General features: G+C 60.5%; 15 protein-coding genes and 1 pseudogene. All 16 read right to left on the bottom strand.

Annotated features, from left to right (window positions below):
* Positions 1–3 precede the first annotated feature (3 nt).
* The 16 genes and pseudogenes from T370_RS26185 to T370_RS0105355 all read right to left on the bottom strand — a co-directional run bounded on the left by T370_RS26185 (position 4) and on the right by T370_RS0105355 (position 14,779).
* Positions 4–516 (bottom strand): KdsC family phosphatase, encoded by a 513-nt coding sequence (locus T370_RS26185; RefSeq protein ID WP_345917527.1) that lies wholly within the window; start codon positions 514–516, stop codon positions 4–6.
* Positions 499–1,215: pseudogene (gene kdsB, locus T370_RS26180) on the bottom strand (3-deoxy-manno-octulosonate cytidylyltransferase); the annotation flags it as partial. The gene T370_RS26185 and the pseudogene kdsB, both read right to left, overlap by 18 nt.
* Position 1,216: 1 nt before the next feature.
* Positions 1,217–2,044, bottom strand: a complete 828-nt coding sequence (gene kdsA / locus T370_RS0105420) for a 3-deoxy-8-phosphooctulonate synthase (RefSeq protein ID WP_029435018.1) — start codon at positions 2,042–2,044, stop codon at positions 1,217–1,219.
* Between the two features lie 15 nt (positions 2,045–2,059).
* A complete protein-coding gene (locus T370_RS0105415) occupies positions 2,060–3,685 on the bottom strand; it encodes a polysaccharide biosynthesis/export family protein (protein ID WP_248604220.1) in 1,626 nt (541 codons plus the stop codon).
* A 201-nt stretch (positions 3,686–3,886) separates the two neighbouring features.
* Entirely contained in the window at positions 3,887–5,068 is a 1,182-nt protein-coding gene (locus tag T370_RS0105410; RefSeq protein WP_016361075.1) for a KpsE/RkpR family capsule polysaccharide export protein, read from the bottom strand.
* The gene (locus T370_RS0105405) at positions 5,052–5,717 is read right to left on the bottom strand and encodes an ABC transporter ATP-binding protein (RefSeq protein ID WP_005030100.1); all 666 of its coding nucleotides are present in this window, start codon (positions 5,715–5,717) and stop codon (positions 5,052–5,054) included. The genes T370_RS0105410 and T370_RS0105405 overlap by 17 nt, the downstream gene beginning before the upstream one ends.
* Entirely contained in the window at positions 5,714–6,448 is a 735-nt protein-coding gene (locus T370_RS0105400) for an ABC transporter permease (protein WP_248604219.1), read from the bottom strand. Before T370_RS0105400 ends, T370_RS0105405 begins: the two co-directional genes overlap by 4 nt.
* Before the next feature lie 39 nt (positions 6,449–6,487).
* A complete protein-coding gene (locus T370_RS0105395) occupies positions 6,488–6,844 on the bottom strand; it encodes a DVU3141 family protein (RefSeq protein ID WP_016361074.1) in 357 nt (118 codons plus the stop codon).
* Entirely contained in the window at positions 6,844–7,731 is an 888-nt protein-coding gene (locus tag T370_RS0105390; RefSeq protein ID WP_248604218.1) for a KpsF/GutQ family sugar-phosphate isomerase, read from the bottom strand. The genes T370_RS0105395 and T370_RS0105390 overlap by 1 nt, the downstream gene beginning before the upstream one ends.
* 485 nt (positions 7,732–8,216) lie before the next feature.
* On the bottom strand, positions 8,217–9,170 hold the full coding sequence (locus tag T370_RS0105385; RefSeq protein WP_029435013.1) for a hypothetical protein: 954 nt from the start codon (positions 9,168–9,170) through the stop codon (positions 8,217–8,219).
* The gene (locus T370_RS0105380; protein ID WP_029435012.1) at positions 9,163–10,251 is read right to left on the bottom strand and encodes a GNAT family N-acetyltransferase; all 1,089 of its coding nucleotides are present in this window, start codon (positions 10,249–10,251) and stop codon (positions 9,163–9,165) included. The genes T370_RS0105385 and T370_RS0105380 overlap by 8 nt, the downstream gene beginning before the upstream one ends.
* On the bottom strand, positions 10,244–11,461 hold the full coding sequence (locus T370_RS0105375; RefSeq protein WP_248604217.1) for a DegT/DnrJ/EryC1/StrS family aminotransferase: 1,218 nt from the start codon (positions 11,459–11,461) through the stop codon (positions 10,244–10,246). Before T370_RS0105375 ends, T370_RS0105380 begins: the two co-directional genes overlap by 8 nt.
* A gap of 151 nt (positions 11,462–11,612) precedes the next feature.
* Entirely contained in the window at positions 11,613–12,023 is a 411-nt protein-coding gene (locus T370_RS0105370; RefSeq protein ID WP_005030088.1) for a DMT family transporter, read from the bottom strand.
* The gene (locus tag T370_RS0105365; RefSeq protein WP_005030086.1) at positions 12,020–12,382 is read right to left on the bottom strand and encodes an EamA family transporter; all 363 of its coding nucleotides are present in this window, start codon (positions 12,380–12,382) and stop codon (positions 12,020–12,022) included. Before T370_RS0105365 ends, T370_RS0105370 begins: the two co-directional genes overlap by 4 nt.
* Positions 12,379–13,341 (bottom strand): alpha/beta hydrolase, encoded by a 963-nt coding sequence (locus T370_RS0105360; RefSeq protein WP_029435010.1) that lies wholly within the window; start codon positions 13,339–13,341, stop codon positions 12,379–12,381. Before T370_RS0105360 ends, T370_RS0105365 begins: the two co-directional genes overlap by 4 nt.
* Before the next feature lie 52 nt (positions 13,342–13,393).
* Positions 13,394–14,779 (bottom strand): aspartate aminotransferase family protein, encoded by a 1,386-nt coding sequence (locus tag T370_RS0105355; protein WP_034505823.1) that lies wholly within the window; start codon positions 14,777–14,779, stop codon positions 13,394–13,396.
* Between the last annotated feature and the right edge of the window lie 57 nt (positions 14,780–14,836).

Genomic DNA, 14,836 nt, shown 5'->3' with positions numbered 1-14,836 from the left:
TTTTCATATACTTATAATGTGTTCAACCAGTTCCCGAAACGCGCCTTGGCCACCGAAGCTTTCCAATACGAGATCGGCTTTGGCTTTCACGTAATCCGGCGCATCGCCCACGGTCACGGATACGCCGCAAAGGCCAAAGACCTCCATGTCCGGGATGTCGTCCCCGATAAAGGCCGTTTCCCCAGCGGCAACGCCGCAGCGCTCCATGATGCCTGCCAGCATCGCCCGCTTGTCGGGTTCACCCAGCACGGCCTCAGAAATGCCCAGATCGGCGAGGCGCCTGCGCAGGGCGGGGCAGTCCCTCCCGGAGAGTACTGCCACCCGTATGCCAGCCTTTTGCAGGAGCTTAACGCCTAGACCATCACGGGCATGAAAGCGTTTCAGGCATTCACCATCTGGCCCGTAGTACAGCCCGCCGTCCGTGAGCACCCCGTCCACATCGGTAATGACCAAGCGGACGCGCTTCAGCTTTTCCAGCGCCGCCAGGCGGCGGCGTCCCCTGATGGCCGCACGCACCCGTTCCAGATCCTCCGGCGTGTCTACCCCGGCGCCCATTGGCGGCACTTCGAGGACGCGGATAGGGATGCCCGCCTGGAGAAGCCGGAGCTGTTCCAGCTGTTCCAGCCTTTCCAATGGGGACGGCGGCAGTTGGCTGAACGCCTGCAGCGCCTCTGCCCTGTAGGCATAGATGCCGACGTGCCCTAGGAAGCGGGCCAGCTCCGAGGCGTTCCGGACATAGGGGATCAGGCTGCGACTGAAATAAAGCGCATTGCCCGCGTCATCGCAGACGACCTTGACCTGGTGCGGTGAACGTGCCTGCTCCTCGCTGATGGGGCTGCACAGCGTGGCCACCCGCACGCCGCCGTCGCTCCTGAAGGCGGAAAGCAGCTTTTCGATGGCCGAAGGCTCCAACAAGGGCTCGTCGCCCTGCACGTTGATGTAGATATCCGCAGCCAAGGAGCTGGCGACTTCCCTTACCCGATCGGAACCGGACTGGCAGTCTGGGGAAGTCATAAAAACCTTTCCTCCGAAAGCTCGCACGGCATCCGCGATACGAGCGTCATCCGTGGCCACCACGATATCGTCCAAACCTTCCGCACGGGATATCAATTCATAGACATGCTGAATCATTGGTTTACCGCAGATATCAGCCAGTGGTTTTCCTGGAAGGCGCGTTGAGGTATATCGTGCCGGAATGACTGCTATTACCTTCATATCATATCCCCTTTGCCAACTTATCAAAGGCCTGAAGATGTTCCAGCAAAACGGGCAATTCCCTGATAGCAATCATGTTAGGCCCATCACAGGGAGCCCTATCCGGATCCGGATGGACTTCCATAAACATACCGGCTACGCCTATGCTGGCCGCCGCCTTTGCAAGGACAGGGACAAACTCCCTCTGGCCGCCGCTGCATGTTCCTTGGGCACCGGGGAGCTGCACGGAGTGTGTTGCATCAAATACAACCGGATGGCCGGTGCGTTTCATAATTTCAAGGGAACGCATATCCACAACAAGATTGCCGTATCCAAAAGAAGTCCCTCGTTCACATAAGGAAATGCTATCGTTCCCTGCCGCCTTTGCCTTCTTCAGGATATTGGCCATCTCCCAAGGAGCGAGGAATTGGCCCTTTTTTATGTTGACAGGCTTTCCAGTCGCGGCGACGGCTTCAATGAGATCGGTCTGGCGGCAAAGGAACGCTGGTGTCTGGAGCATATCGACAACCTCCGCCACTGGCGCAGCCTGTTCCGGGCTGTGAACATCCGTAAGAACCGGAACCCGAACTTGCTCCCGAACATCTGCCAGAATAGACAATCCTTCTTCCATCCCAATCCCACGAAAGCTGGAAATGGAACTTCGATTAGCTTTGTCAAAGCTGGATTTATAAAGAAACGGAATCTTCAGATGAGTAAAAATTTCTTTGAGCGCTGACGCTGTCTCTAGGGCTTGTGTACGCCCCTCAATGGCGCATGGTCCTGCAATGAAGAAAAAGGGGCTCGTATTATCAATATGAATGTTTTGTGATTGAAACGAAATGGTAAACATAGCTTCTCCGGATAGCTACAACCCCACAGCAACCTTCGTCGCCACGGCAATTTGGTACAAAATCTGGGTGAAATCCTTAGCCAGCTGCATATTCTTGGAATCAAACCGGGGCATGACCAAGATACGGTCGCCCGGCGCTATGCCCATATTTTGGACTTTGCCCACTTCACCATTCTGCTTGGCGACAAGGATATTGTCCTTGTCCGCACGATCCGAAAGGCCGCCCGCGCTCTCGAGGTATTCGTGGAGGGACATACCCTTTTCATAGGTGATGGCCTTGGGTATCAAGACTTCCCCCGATACATGGACGACATCCGTTTTCTGCGGGATAACAATGACGTCGTTGTCCTCAAGCAGGAGATCCTTGACTGTGCCCCCGCGCGAAACGACGACTACGCCGTCAGGCTCCAGCGTTGCGGCACGACGCACAAAATCCTGAATCAGCTCCGCTTCCCGAACCCGGATGTTGGCTTCATCCACGGACGAAGACGTTGACGTGAGCGCGCTCTGTTCAAGCCTGCGCAGCGAATCGGCAATAATCGCCTTTTGCTGTGCGGCTACACTTTGGCGGCGGATATAGATCGCGGACGTATCAGCAATGGCCGGCTCAATTTCCACGTATTGCAACAACGATTTGAGGGTCGTGTCTTTGCGGACGGGGAACCGGGAAGCTCCCTGAATGGCCCCTGTAACTGCGGCCATGATGGTGCGCCCACGCTTATCGGCCACGAAATCGACAGTGTCCCCGTCCGCAAGCTGAAACTGCGCGAATTCGGCAATGGGGATGTATACGTTGAACGGCGCACGGTTGCGTATCCCGCTGATGCTGACGTGCGAAGCGCTGTTCAACGGCGTAGCGAGATCGAGAAGGTGCGCCCCGGTCGCCGTGCCCATGAATTCATAACGGGCCTGCTGGCGAAGCAGACCGAGAGCGGCGACACTGCTCCCACGTTCATCCACCAAAATCACGTCCCCATCCTTGAGCCGGATGGAAGGCATTTCCCCGCGCAGGGCGAAATCATACAAATCGACCGTCCCGATAAGGGATTTTCCCCGCATCACCTTGATGTGCCGATAACTTCCCCGCTCGGGCGTGATGCCGCCCGCCCTGTCCAGATACGACATGACGGAATCCATCGGCCCACCCGCGTATCTTCCGGGATGGTTCACGAAGCCCGCCACGTAAACGGCTACGGGTTGAGAGCTTTGAAGATTGACGTAAATATTGACGTTGTCGGTGAAGACGGAGGCAAGGCTTGACCGGACGGCTCCCAGAAGCTGCCCCTGCTTCAGCCCGGCCACCCGGATCGGGCCTACTTCCGGTAAAAAGACATTCCCCTGCTGATCGACCATCAGGACATCGTCATACGTCTTGGCTCCCCAAATACGGACCACTATGCGGTCTCCCGGAAGGATGACGTAATCGGCGTTCACACTTTCCGAATAGGTGGAGGCAAAATTCCCCTGAAACAAATTGGCGCCGAAGGGAGGCAGCGTCGCCGAAGCCGGACCGCGCAGAGGCGATTGCGCCCAGGCTGGCGGGGCATCGAGGACGGTAGGGACCGGCGAACTTTCGCGGCTGCCCCATATGGAGCCCTGCGAAGGGAGGCGATATGTCCCCGGAGCTTGCTGCGCGGGCATGGAAGAAGGAACGCCGGGAATACCTCCCGAACTCGCCGGAACGGGATTGGAAGATCGACCGAGCGGCTGTCCATAAGCACTTCCGCCTGTTTGCTGGACGGTATTCTGCGCCCCCGCCGCATACGGCGGAAGGCTTAGCAAAAGAAGGCTTCCGGTCGCAAAAGCCAGGTATGTTTTCCAGTGCATCATATGGTTCATCGGTTAAAACCCTGCGTGTTCTCGGATAGAAGCGGTGATGAGCGAACCCAGCCCGAGAAGAAGCAGGGCGCCGACAAAGACATAGGCCGTGAAAAGGAAAGGACGCGGATAGAGGGACTCATCCGGCAACGTAGGCTGCTGGAACGCGACGACATATCGGGATTTGGCCACTTCGTGGACTCTTGCGGACTCAAGCGCGGACATGGCTGTTACAAGCTGTTTCTGGGCGAACTCGGCTTCGATGGTGAGATCCTCATACTCGCCTACCACAGCGTTGAGATTGCCCTCCTGCGAGCGGAGGCCCGCCAATCGCTGCTTTTCCTGATCCAGTTGGCTCTCCACAGCTTTCAACCGCGTTTGCAGCGCTTTTGTCGCCGGAGCGCTGGAACGCATGAACGACTGGGCTTCCGCCAGCTGCGCACGCAGTTTGACGGCTTCACCTTCCAGTTCCGTCACCACCCCCTGCAGACCAGCGGCCGTCACCCTGGGGTCGAGGAGGGTATGCGCATCCCGGAAGTTACGCATAGCTTCCTGTGCCTTCCTGACGCGCGCCTCCGCCCTCTGGACTTCCGATTGCGCCAGTGAAACGGCGTCCTCCCGGGCACGGAGGTTCATGGTATTCACAAGGGCTTCGCTGCGGGCCAGTACGGCGGCGGCGATCTTCTGCGCCATTTCAGGGGAGTAGGCTTTCGTTTCCAAGGTGATGATGCCCGTATCCTGATCGAGGGCGGGAATGACCGCCCATTTCCAATACCGGAGCTGCTCATCCTGAGTCGGATTATTCGTCAGGCGTGAAAAGACGTCGTGGCCCTTGTCGGAAAAATGCAGATCAACGCCGAGTTCTTTATCAATATCATGAATGATATCTAGCGATTGAATGTACTCAACTACGATATGCGCGTCCGCCCCCGTCGAAGACGAGGAGCGGAGCAGTGCGGAGGCGATATCCAACCCGCCTCCAGACGAATCAGCGCTGCGAATAGCGAAACGCGTCTGGGAAACGTACATGGGCGAAGCCCACAGCAGGTAATAAAGGAACACCGCTACTGTGGGCAGCAGTACAACACACGCAAAAATCTTCCCTTTTCGCGGCAGCCTGCCCCAGCAGGCACGCGCACTGGAAAAAGATCGACGGCCTGACTGTACGGCCAGGGTGAGAGGCGGCGGATTATCGCTTTTGAGCATCACAAATTTCCTGATAGCGGGTAAGCGCGTCCTCCAGGTTGGCAAAGCACATCAGCTTGCCCCCAAAGAGAACCGCAGCGTTATCGCAGTTTTTACGTATTGTTGAAACGCTATGTGAAACGACGATGAGCGTTGAACTGGCTTTGCGTTCCTGAAAAACGCGCTCGCCTTTGGCTTGAAAGGCCGCGTCGCCCACGGAATAGGCTTCGTCGATGAGATAAAAATCGAAACCGATGGCCATGCTGAGGCCGAACGCCAGCTTGGATTTCATACCTGACGAGTACGTGCGCACCGGCATATCCATATATGGGCCCAGCTCCGAAAAATCTTCCACGAACTCAGTTACTTTACGGATATCGGAACCATAGATGCGGGAAGTGAAGCGCAAATTCTCCCGACCCGTGAGGCTCCCGTGGAAACCTCCCGCAAAGCCGATGGGCCACGACACCCGGCTTTTGCGGACGACCTTTCCGCTGTCGGGGAGTTCCGCGCCGCCGATGATCCGCATGAGCGTCGACTTCCCAGCCCCATTGAGGCCGAGAATCCCCATGTTCTCACCGGGACGGAAGGTTATGTTCACATCATCGAGCACAACCTTTTTCCCTCGGGGGAGGGGATAGGACTTGGCAATGTTATGCAACGCAATCATTGCTCGGCCCTCTTGCGCGCATAACGCTCCAACAATCCGCCAAGGCACAACGAAACCACGCAGAACGCCACAATGTAGAGGTAATCGTAAGTGGGAGCCACGTATCCGCGCGATAAGCTCTGACGCAGCAATTCAATGAGCTGCATGACCGGGTTGAGCAGCAGGATGTCCGCAATGTTCTTTGGAAACATCGAAACGGAAAAGAAAATGCCCGATGCAAAGAACAAGATGCGCAGTATCATGGGCACGATTTTCTCCAACGTCGGCCAAAAGACCGCCAATGAAGCGCACAGCATCCCGCAGCCGAGCCCGAGCAAAGGCGTCAGAAGGAATGCGGCGAAAAGCCCCGTCCAGTCGGAGACATAAAGGGATGTGCCACAAAAGGCCGCAATGCCTGTAATCACGCATCCGGAAGAAAGCTGCGTCCCCCACACGACAACGGTCCGGGAGAGCATCAAATCAAGCGGCGTTACCTGCGGAAAGGTCAAAAGCGCCTTGTTGCCATTGACCGCAGTCATACATTTGGTAAGCGTTTCGCTGAATGTGGCCCAGAGGCCAAACCCCGCAAGCAGGAACATCAAAACGGACATGCCGTGCGGAGCCCGCGCCCCGGCTATCTCCCGTATCCCCCAGAATATCCCGATGCCGAACATCGTCTGGATCACAGCCCACAGATACCCGAGCCGCGACGAGCCATAGAGCGTATGCACTTCACGGAGGATCAGGGCCATAATCACCCTTCCCTGCACAATCCAACCCGACGACATGGATTACCTCGGCAGCGGCTCAAAAATCGGTTCCACAAGCGTCCACTCTTCCGAAGGCCGGCGGCAAACGGCAACCGTCATTTCCCTGTGGGGATCCGTCAATGTGGCCCTGCGGCACAGCATCCGGAGCCCGGAAACATACGGACGCCCCACTGAAACCTCAGCGGGCCCTCCAAAAGGCGTTTTCTCGACGGAGGCAATGGTTCCTTCCATCTGTTCCCCAAGCTGGCTGGCGAATCCGGCATACCTGGTTTCCTGCGCCGCAACCCCGCTCTTTTCCCCGCGTCCGCCCTGCTGCACAGCGCATCCGCAAACGACCGTCAGGCATCCCACCATCAGGCAACGCAACATCGTAGACATCAATTGCCCCCCGCCCGCAGGCAGTCATGAACATTCAAAATGCCGACGGGCTCTCCGCTCCGTACGACATACAAACTCGTGATTTTGCTGGACTGCATGATCCCCAGCGCCTTGGCGGCAAGGCAATGTTCATCGACCGTGATCGGATTCCGGCTCATGACCCGTTCGGCGGTCAGCCCCAACAGACCGCCGTCCATATGCCGCCTCAGGTCTCCATCGGTAATGATGCCGACAAGGATGCCTTTCTCCATAATGCCGACACAGCCGAACCCTTTGCCTGTCATGATGCAGAGGATTTCCGTCATCGGGCTGTCAGGGGACGCTAAAGGGAGAGCTTCTCCAACGTGCATGATCTCGCGCACGGTCATGAGCTTCCTGCCAAGCCTTCCCCCCGGATGGAACCGATGGAAATCCTCCGCGCCGAATCCCCTTGCCTTGAGGAGGGAAAGGGCAATGGCATCTCCGAGCGCCATTTGAAGCGTCGTCGACGTAGTGGGAGCGCATCCGATAGGGCACGCTTCCGGCTCATTGGGGAGTAAAAGGACATGATCGGCGTGGCGGGCCAAAAAACTATCGCCCCGCTTCGTCACACCCGTAATCGGGATCCCATGCCGCGAAGCGAACAGGATGATATCGTTCAGCTCGGCCGTTTCGCCGGAGTTGGAAAAGGCGATGACCGCGTCATGCCGCGACATCATCCCCAAATCACCGTGGCTGGCCTCAGCGGGATGGATGAAATAGGCGGGCGAGCCAGTGGAAGCGAGGGTCGCGGCCACTTTTCGGGCTACGTGCCCGCTTTTTCCCATGCCAGAGACCGCGATGCGCCCGGAAATGGACAAGAGACAACGGATGACTTCATCGAATGAGCCATCCAAATCTTCTGCCATATGCCAAAGCGCCTCTGCCTGTTTTTTGAGGGTATCCCCGGCAAAAGACACAAAACTATTCATTCTTCACCCCTTAAAAAAGCGTAGCATTAGTTCCCACTCATCGATTTAATGAGTGGGTTCAAAAAATAAAAAACGTTCCGGAACCGAGATGAAACGGCTCTGGAACGTTTTTCTTTTATACTATAAAATAAGCTAATTACACGCTGAGAGAGAGAGAGAGAGAGAGAGAGAGAGAGAGAGAGAGAGAGAGAGAGAGCATACGGATCACCTCTATTTGCAAAATGCAATCAACTGAAATAACAAGATAAACTTCAATCTATAACCACTCTAACATAAAGGTTTTCCCGATGCAACGGCGGAAAATTTCTCTCTCGTAGAAAAAGGCTGTTTGAGAATGCTGGGAGGGGGCTTTTTCAGTCTATGCATACGACCCAAGGGACGGCACGATACTCTTGTCTCGGCCTCACCCTTTTTATCGGTTTCTAGAAGAAGCGGCGGAGGATTGGGGAAACGCGGGTAGAAGCCTCGGGCTCTCGCAACACCTTTCCAAGGCTCTCCAGCAAGGCGGCGTTTACAGCCCTCTGCCCTTCCTGCCAGCCGCGCAGAGCTTGCGGATCGCAGGGCTCCTGCCCGTCGAGGCGGCTCAGGAACCGCTTGAAGGGGCTCGCGTATTCGTAACCCGACACGTCGCCGCAGACATCCGCGCCGATCACCCTGCCCTCGCAGGCGGCAAGCACGGCCTCGGTATGGCTGAGCCGGAAGACGCCCTGATCCCAATTGGTCTTCACCACGTCTTCCGCGAATACGTCCTTGTCGATGGAAAGATAGATGTTCCCGGCATCCGCCAGTGCCGGGAGCAGCCCGCGCACCAGTTCGTCCGCCGATCCGAATGATCTGCAGCACTCCGCCCGCCCGATCAGGCGCAGCCACGCCGCGTCCGTGCCGACGCTCCAATACGTCAGCTTGCGCCGCAGGAAGGGCGTCAAGCGGTTCTCCCACGCGTGGGCAAGGCCGATGTCCCCCGAGGTGATGCCGATGACATGGACGCGCCGGACGCTCGGCAGCAAGGCGGCGTGCGACACCCACGAACCGCAATGGATGCCGAAGGGATAGCGCATGTTGTCCGGGTGGTTGTCGAAAACGACCACATCAAGGGACGCGGGCGGCAGGCGGCGGCACAGGCGGCGCAGCGGGATCAGCGTGACGTGGTGGAAGTCGCCGCTGCCCATGAACGCACAGCCGCAATCCACAGGCAACACGCCTTCCAGATGGGCTTCCAGCGCACTGAACGCCCGGCGCGTGCAGCCGAAGCGTATGGCCTCCTGCCACGGGCCCAGCGGGATGCGGCGTTCGCCCTCCGCCACAGGCAGGACCGAGCCGTCGAAATCGAGGATCACCGGCGGGGATGGCCGGAAGGATTCGCGGGGGTCATGCATGATCCGTATCCTTATCAGCCGCCTTCGCGCCCACGGCCTTTACGTCGGACTCAAACCAATGCCGGAACATGTACAGGATGCGGCGCAGGATCGGGTTGCGCACCCAGACCAGATGCCGGGTGAACGTAAACCGCGCCCCGAGGCCGGCTTTGACTTCAGGATCGGTCCAGCCCGCCACGTAGAAGCGCAGGCCGCGCTCCAGCGCGTGCTCGAGGTTCACGAACCAGCTCACGAAATAGAGGTCGAGCTCCCGTGCCTGCGGGTAGCGCAGCCCGATGTACTTGTCGATGAGCATCCCGCCGTGCTCAAGGCAGATGTTGTAGCCCACGAGTTCCCCGTCATGGCGGTAACAGAATACCACGCCGCCGATCTCCCGGCTTTGCAGCAGCCCCGCGAAGAAATCCCGCGTCAGCAGGTCGAAATGGATTTCGCTCTGGGCGTAGACGCCGAGGTAGAGGCCGTACAGCTCCTCCAGCACATCAAGGCTGCCGAACCGGGCGTCCCCCAACGGCACGGCTTCGATGTCCAGCCGTTCGCGCGACTTCAGCTTGCGGCGCAGGTTCTTGCGGCGGCTCTTGGAGAGGCGCGACAGGTATTCGTCTGTACTGGAAAAATCAATGGGAACGTAGGCCAGCGCCTGCCCTTCCACGACGATGAACCCCTTGTCCGGCGCAATCCGGGCCAGCCGCATGGCGGCCTCGTTGTCCCCTGCACCCAGCAGCGGGGAAACTTCCGGCACGTCCTTGACGATCAGCAGGGATTGCCCGGCGGCATAGCGCTCGCGGAAGCCGTCCAGAAGCGCGCCCGGCTCCAAGCCCTTCGGGAGCGGCGCGTATTCGGTGGCCGTGGTCCCGGCGAAACGGGCCGGGAAACGCAGCAGGCGCGACCACAGCCCGAACAGGGGAAGCCTGCGGATCTTCGCCAGAATCGCGGGTTCCAGCGTGGTCAGCAGATCGAAATCGGTTCCGAAGACGGGCAGATCCGCTTCGGAAGCGGCGGCAAAGCCCTGCGGCGGGTGGCGCAGGAACAGCTCCACCAACGCCTCGGGTTCGAGCAGATTGGCATGGCGGGCATCAGGCATGGCATATCTCCCCGGCAAGACGGGCGAACGCGGCATCGTCCAGCCAGTGCGTATTGGTGACGGTCAGCATCCTGCCCGCCAAATCCCGCGCCGCCGGGCAGGGCCCGCCCTCGACGGCACCCGCCAGATACGGATAGTCCGGCAAGGCCCGGACGAACAGCTTGGAAACCCCGAGCCCCGACCGCCACAGCGCGCCGAGCGCCCGGTCCCGCCGGTCCCGATCCGGCATGAGGACCATAAAGAAAGGCCATACCCCCTCCCCGCCCGGATCGTCGCGCAGGACTTCCGCGCCCGCCCGCTCCAGCATCCCGGCGCGGCGCACGGCCCGGTCACGTCCGGCCTCGAGGAACGCCGGGAGCCGCTCCAGCGCGTTCGCCGCCACGCGCAGGCGCAGCGGGTCCATGCGGTGCAGGGGGATGTCGTCCAGCGTGAAGGCGTCGCCCACCGCCGCGATCTCGTCGCCCCGGTCAAGCTCGCGCCGCAGCGGGCGCCCATAGGCCAAGGGCAGCAGCGCCGGGTTATAGGCCACGGCGTAGCCGAGCAGTTCAAGGACGCGCCGGGCGTTCCAGAGCAGGCCGGGCCGCAAGACGCGGGAGGCCGTCCCTTGAAGCTCGGCGTGCAGGTCCGGATCGCGGCTGAACAGCACGCCGCCCTCGTACGTGGTAAGCCCCTTGCCCACGGCAAGGCTGAAAAAGCCGATGTCGCCGGACAGCCCCACGCTCCGGCCTCCGAAAGACGCGCCGAGTGCTTGCGCGGCGTCCTCGATCACGACGGCTCCATAGGCATGGGCCACGGCGGAGACGGCGGAAATGTCCGAAGCCCTGCCGCCCAGATGCGCGGGGACCACGGCGAGCGCGGTTTCATCGCAGCAGCGCCCGAGCGCGCCGGGATCGATTCCAAACCCTCCGGGCAGCGTGTCGCACGCCACGGCCCGCAAACCGGCAAGCCGCACGGCCAGCGGGACGAGCGGGCAGGTGTAGGCCGGGACGACGACGCGGCTCCGGCCCGGATTGCGGCGGGCCAGCGTCCGCAGGGCCAACACGAAGGCGGCGGTGCCGGAGCAGGCCATGATCGGTTCGGGGATGCCGAGCCAGTCCCGCAGCCCCGCCGTGAACGGCTTTTCCGGCGCACGGAAGCAATCCCCCATGTGCATGGGCAGTCCTGCGGTGGGCGGCAGCTCGCGCATCCTGAAGCGAGTTCTTTTTAACATGGCAGAGAGGCGTTGGGGAAGGGAGGGAAAACCTTTCTGAAGAAAGGCTTTTCCCTCCCTTCCCCAAACCCCATCCCTCCTTTTCCAAAGACGTTTGTGTTTATCGAATCCTTGTCCGCAGTGTTTCTGGATACGTTTCAAAGAGAACGTCCTACTCTCCGGCCCGGACGGGGGCGGCTTCCGCCTCATCTTCGTCGTCCTTTTCGTCTTTTGCCAGACACAGGACGCCGAGCAGGATGAGCACCCCGCCGAGGATTTTATAGGCGTTCAGAGGCTCGTTGAACAGCCACACGGAAAACAGGGTCACGCTGATGAGTTCAAGGTGCGAAGCCGCGAACGACGGCCCCACCGGGGCATAGCGCAGGAGCGTCATCCACGTCACGAACGCGCCGAGGTAGCCCGCGATGGCCCCGTACAGCCACGGGTTCAGGAACAGGCGCATGAGCCAGTCAGGGCTCAGCTCCAGCGGCAGGGCCTGCGTGGAAGCGTATTTGAAGCTGATCTGGCTCAACGTATCGAACGACATCAGGATGAGGAAGCCGATGATGTAAAAACGCTTCATCCGCCCACCCCCACAATGGCCACCCCGAGCGTAATCAGGGAAATGCCGGTCACGCGCCAGCGGGTCAGCTTCTCCTTGAAGAACAGCCGCCCCGCAAGCATGATCACCACGATGTTGAACGAGCCGAGCATGACGCCCACGGAAAGCTCAACCTGCGAAAGGAACGCCATCCACACGAAAAACTCGAGCACGTAGCAGCAGATGCCGAACCACAGCCAAGGCCGGGAAGCCATGCGCTTCCAGTGCGCGAGGCCGCCCGCCCCGGCGGTATGCTCGCTGGCCGCCGCCTTGAAGAAAAGCTGCCCGCCCGTGTCCACGAGCATGTTGGCGATCCACAGGAAGACGATCAGCGCGGTCATCGCCCCGCCCCCTCCGCCGCTTTTTCCATCCCTTCCGCAACCGAGGAAGCGGGAGATGGAGCGGCGGCGTCCGGCGTTTGCGCAGAGGTCTCCGGCGCGGCGGGGACAGGCTCGCGGGCCACGGCGGCGAGGCGTTCGCGCTCCGCGTCGGAAAGCAGATTCCAGGCGAAACGCGCCGTGGCGTCGCCCACCACGTTGCGCTCCTGATCGATGGTGACCATATGGTAGCTTCTGTCGAGCAGGAGCAGTTCCGTGGGCCCGCCGATGTGGTCGCGCACATACAGGGCGTTGCTGCGCGCGCTGGCGATGTCGTCGTTGCCGGCGTGCACGATGAGCGTGGGCGTCTTGATGCTCGGCAGATCGCGTTTCACCGCCGCCACCAGCCCCCAGAGCTGTTTCAGCGACGCGCCGGGCGTGGCCGTAAAGCCCGCCGCCGCAGCGTCCCCGCTCTGCATCTGCGCGAGGATGCGCCCGCGCAGCTTGTCGTCCATGATGCCGTAGGGGAAGGCTTCCTCAAAACGGTAGCGCTTGCCGAAATAGGGCGTCTTGAGGATGAGCGGCAGAAGGAAGCTCAGCTTGGGGATGGTCCAGCCGTCGTACCGCAGGGTCGTGGAATAGAGGGCCAGCCCCCGCGCCCGCCCCGGATAACGCTGGGCGTGGCGCAGCGAGAGCACGGCCCCGGCGGAAAGCCCGCCCACGAACACCGCGTCCATGTGCTGCGAGAGCGCGTCGAAGGCGTCCTCGACGCTCCGCGACCAGTCCGACCAGCAGGTGGTGATGAGCTCCTCTTCCGAGGCGCAATGCCCGGCAAGCTGCGGGCACAGGACGGTGAAGCCGTACCTGTTCAGGCGCTTGCCGAGGATCTTCATTTCGGCGGGCGTCCCGGCAAGGCCGTGCACCAGCAAAAAGCCGATGCGCCCCCCCGGGAAGAAAGGGCCGAGTCGTTCAAGGCTCTGCATAGAAGGGAAAATCCTTGTCGTCGGGCCGGGGTTTCCCCCGGCCCGGCAAAAGTCAGTTTTTCGTCACGCGGCGCAGGATTTCATCCAGCAGGCGCATGGCAAGATCGACCTCTTCGCGCGTGATGTTCAACGACGGCGCAAGGGTGATCACATTCTTATAGTAGCCGCCCACGTCAAGGACAAGGCCGTACCGCTTGCCGTCGACCATGAGGTCGCCCTTGATGCCCTCGTCCACGATGCGGTCCATCATGGCCTTGTCGGGGGTGAAGCCGTCCGCCGCGCAGATTTCGGCGCGCAGGGCAAGGCCGAGGCCGTCCACGTCGCCGATGATGGCGTAGCGGGACTTCAGCTCGCGCAGGCCCTCAAGGAAGTAGGCGCCCATCTCGCGCACGCGGGTTTCGTAGTCCTCTTCCGCCAGCATCCGCATGGTTTCGAGGGCCACCGCCGTGCCGAGGGGGTTGCTGGCAAAGGTCGAGTGCGTGGAGCCGCAGGGGAACACCTGCGGATTGATATACCGTTCCTTGGCCCAGATGCCTGCGAGGGGGTTCAGGCCGTTGGTCATGGCCTTGCCGAAGACCACCACGTCCGGGGTGATGCCGAAGTTCTGGAGGCCCCAGAGCTTGCCGGTACGGTAGAAGCCCATCTGGATTTCGTCGTCCACGAGCATGATCTTGCGCTCGTCGAGGACCTTCTTGAGGCGCGGGTAATAGCCGTCCGGCGGGACCACATAGCCGCCCGTGCCCTGGATGCATTCCACATAGAACGCGGCGTATTCGGCTTCCCCGGCCTTGGGGTCCCACACGCCGTAATATTCGGTTTCGAACAGGCGCTCGAACTGGTCGGCGCAGAACATGCCGCAGTCGTCGCGGCGCTTGCCGTAGGGGCAGCGGAAGCAGTACGGGAAGGGCACGAACAGCGCGCGTTCCCCGAAGTGCCCGTAACGGCGGCGGTAGCGGTAGGAGGAGGTGATGGACGACGCGCCGAGCGTGCGCCCGTGGTAGCCGCCCTCGAAGGCGATCATGAGGCTCTTGCCGCCGCAGGCGTTGCGCACGAGCTTGAGGGAGTCCTCAATGGCCTGCGAGCCGCCCACGTTGAAGTGCACGCGGCCCTCTTCGCCCCACGCGTCCTTGATGGATTCGCAGAGCATGGCGGCGAGTTCGATCTTTTCCTTGTGCAGGTACTGGGAGGCGACCTGCGGCAGCGTGTCGATCTGGCGCTTCAGGGCATCGTTCAGGCGCGGGTTGGCATAGCCGAAGTTGACGGCGGAATACCACATCTGGAGGTCGAGATAGGGCTTGTCCTCGTAATCGTACAGGAACGAGCCGTTACAGCCCGCGAACAGCTTCGCCGGTTCCAGATAGTGCACGGTGTCGCCGTAGGAGCAATACCGGGATTCGGCTTCGAGAAGCGCCTTTTCGTCTGCTTTCGTGGTCTTCAAGACATTCTCCACAGGTTGGGGGTGAAATGTGAAAGGGGCCGGAGATCTTGGGGAAAG

Source organism: Bilophila wadsworthia ATCC 49260 (assembly GCF_000701705.1).
In the GTDB taxonomy this organism is placed as follows: domain Bacteria; phylum Desulfobacterota; class Desulfovibrionia; order Desulfovibrionales; family Desulfovibrionaceae; genus Bilophila; species Bilophila wadsworthia.
The sequence above is the reverse complement of the archived record's forward strand: the minus strand, read 5'-3'. Positions and strand labels throughout refer to the sequence as shown.

Excerpts from the sequence above, each read along its gene's own strand:
- T370_RS0105365 (WP_005030086.1), bottom strand. The coding sequence starts at position 12,382 with ATGACCGCGCTGATCGTCTTCCTGTGGATCGCCAACATGCTCGTGGAC.
- T370_RS0105375 (WP_248604217.1), bottom strand. The coding sequence starts at position 11,461 with ATGTTAAAAAGAACTCGCTTCAGGATGCGCGAGCTGCCGCCCACCGCA.
- T370_RS0105415 (WP_248604220.1), bottom strand. The coding sequence starts at position 3,685 with ATGCCCGCGCAGCAAGCTCCGGGGACATATCGCCTCCCTTCGCAGGGC.
- T370_RS0105390 (WP_248604218.1), bottom strand. The coding sequence starts at position 7,731 with ATGGCAGAAGATTTGGATGGCTCATTCGATGAAGTCATCCGTTGTCTC.
- T370_RS0105395 (WP_016361074.1), bottom strand. The coding sequence starts at position 6,844 with ATGTCTACGATGTTGCGTTGCCTGATGGTGGGATGCCTGACGGTCGTT.
- T370_RS0105370 (WP_005030088.1), bottom strand. The coding sequence starts at position 12,023 with ATGAAGCGTTTTTACATCATCGGCTTCCTCATCCTGATGTCGTTCGAT.
- kdsA (WP_029435018.1), bottom strand. The coding sequence starts at position 2,044 with ATGTTTACCATTTCGTTTCAATCACAAAACATTCATATTGATAATACG.
- T370_RS0105360 (WP_029435010.1), bottom strand. The coding sequence starts at position 13,341 with ATGCAGAGCCTTGAACGACTCGGCCCTTTCTTCCCGGGGGGGCGCATC.
- T370_RS0105405 (WP_005030100.1), bottom strand. The coding sequence starts at position 5,717 with ATGATTGCGTTGCATAACATTGCCAAGTCCTATCCCCTCCCCCGAGGG.
- T370_RS0105380 (WP_029435012.1), bottom strand. The coding sequence starts at position 10,251 with ATGCCTGATGCCCGCCATGCCAATCTGCTCGAACCCGAGGCGTTGGTG.
- T370_RS0105410 (WP_016361075.1), bottom strand. The coding sequence starts at position 5,068 with ATGCTCAAAAGCGATAATCCGCCGCCTCTCACCCTGGCCGTACAGTCA.
- T370_RS0105400 (WP_248604219.1), bottom strand. The coding sequence starts at position 6,448 with ATGGCCCTGATCCTCCGTGAAGTGCATACGCTCTATGGCTCGTCGCGG.
- T370_RS0105385 (WP_029435013.1), bottom strand. The coding sequence starts at position 9,170 with ATGCATGACCCCCGCGAATCCTTCCGGCCATCCCCGCCGGTGATCCTC.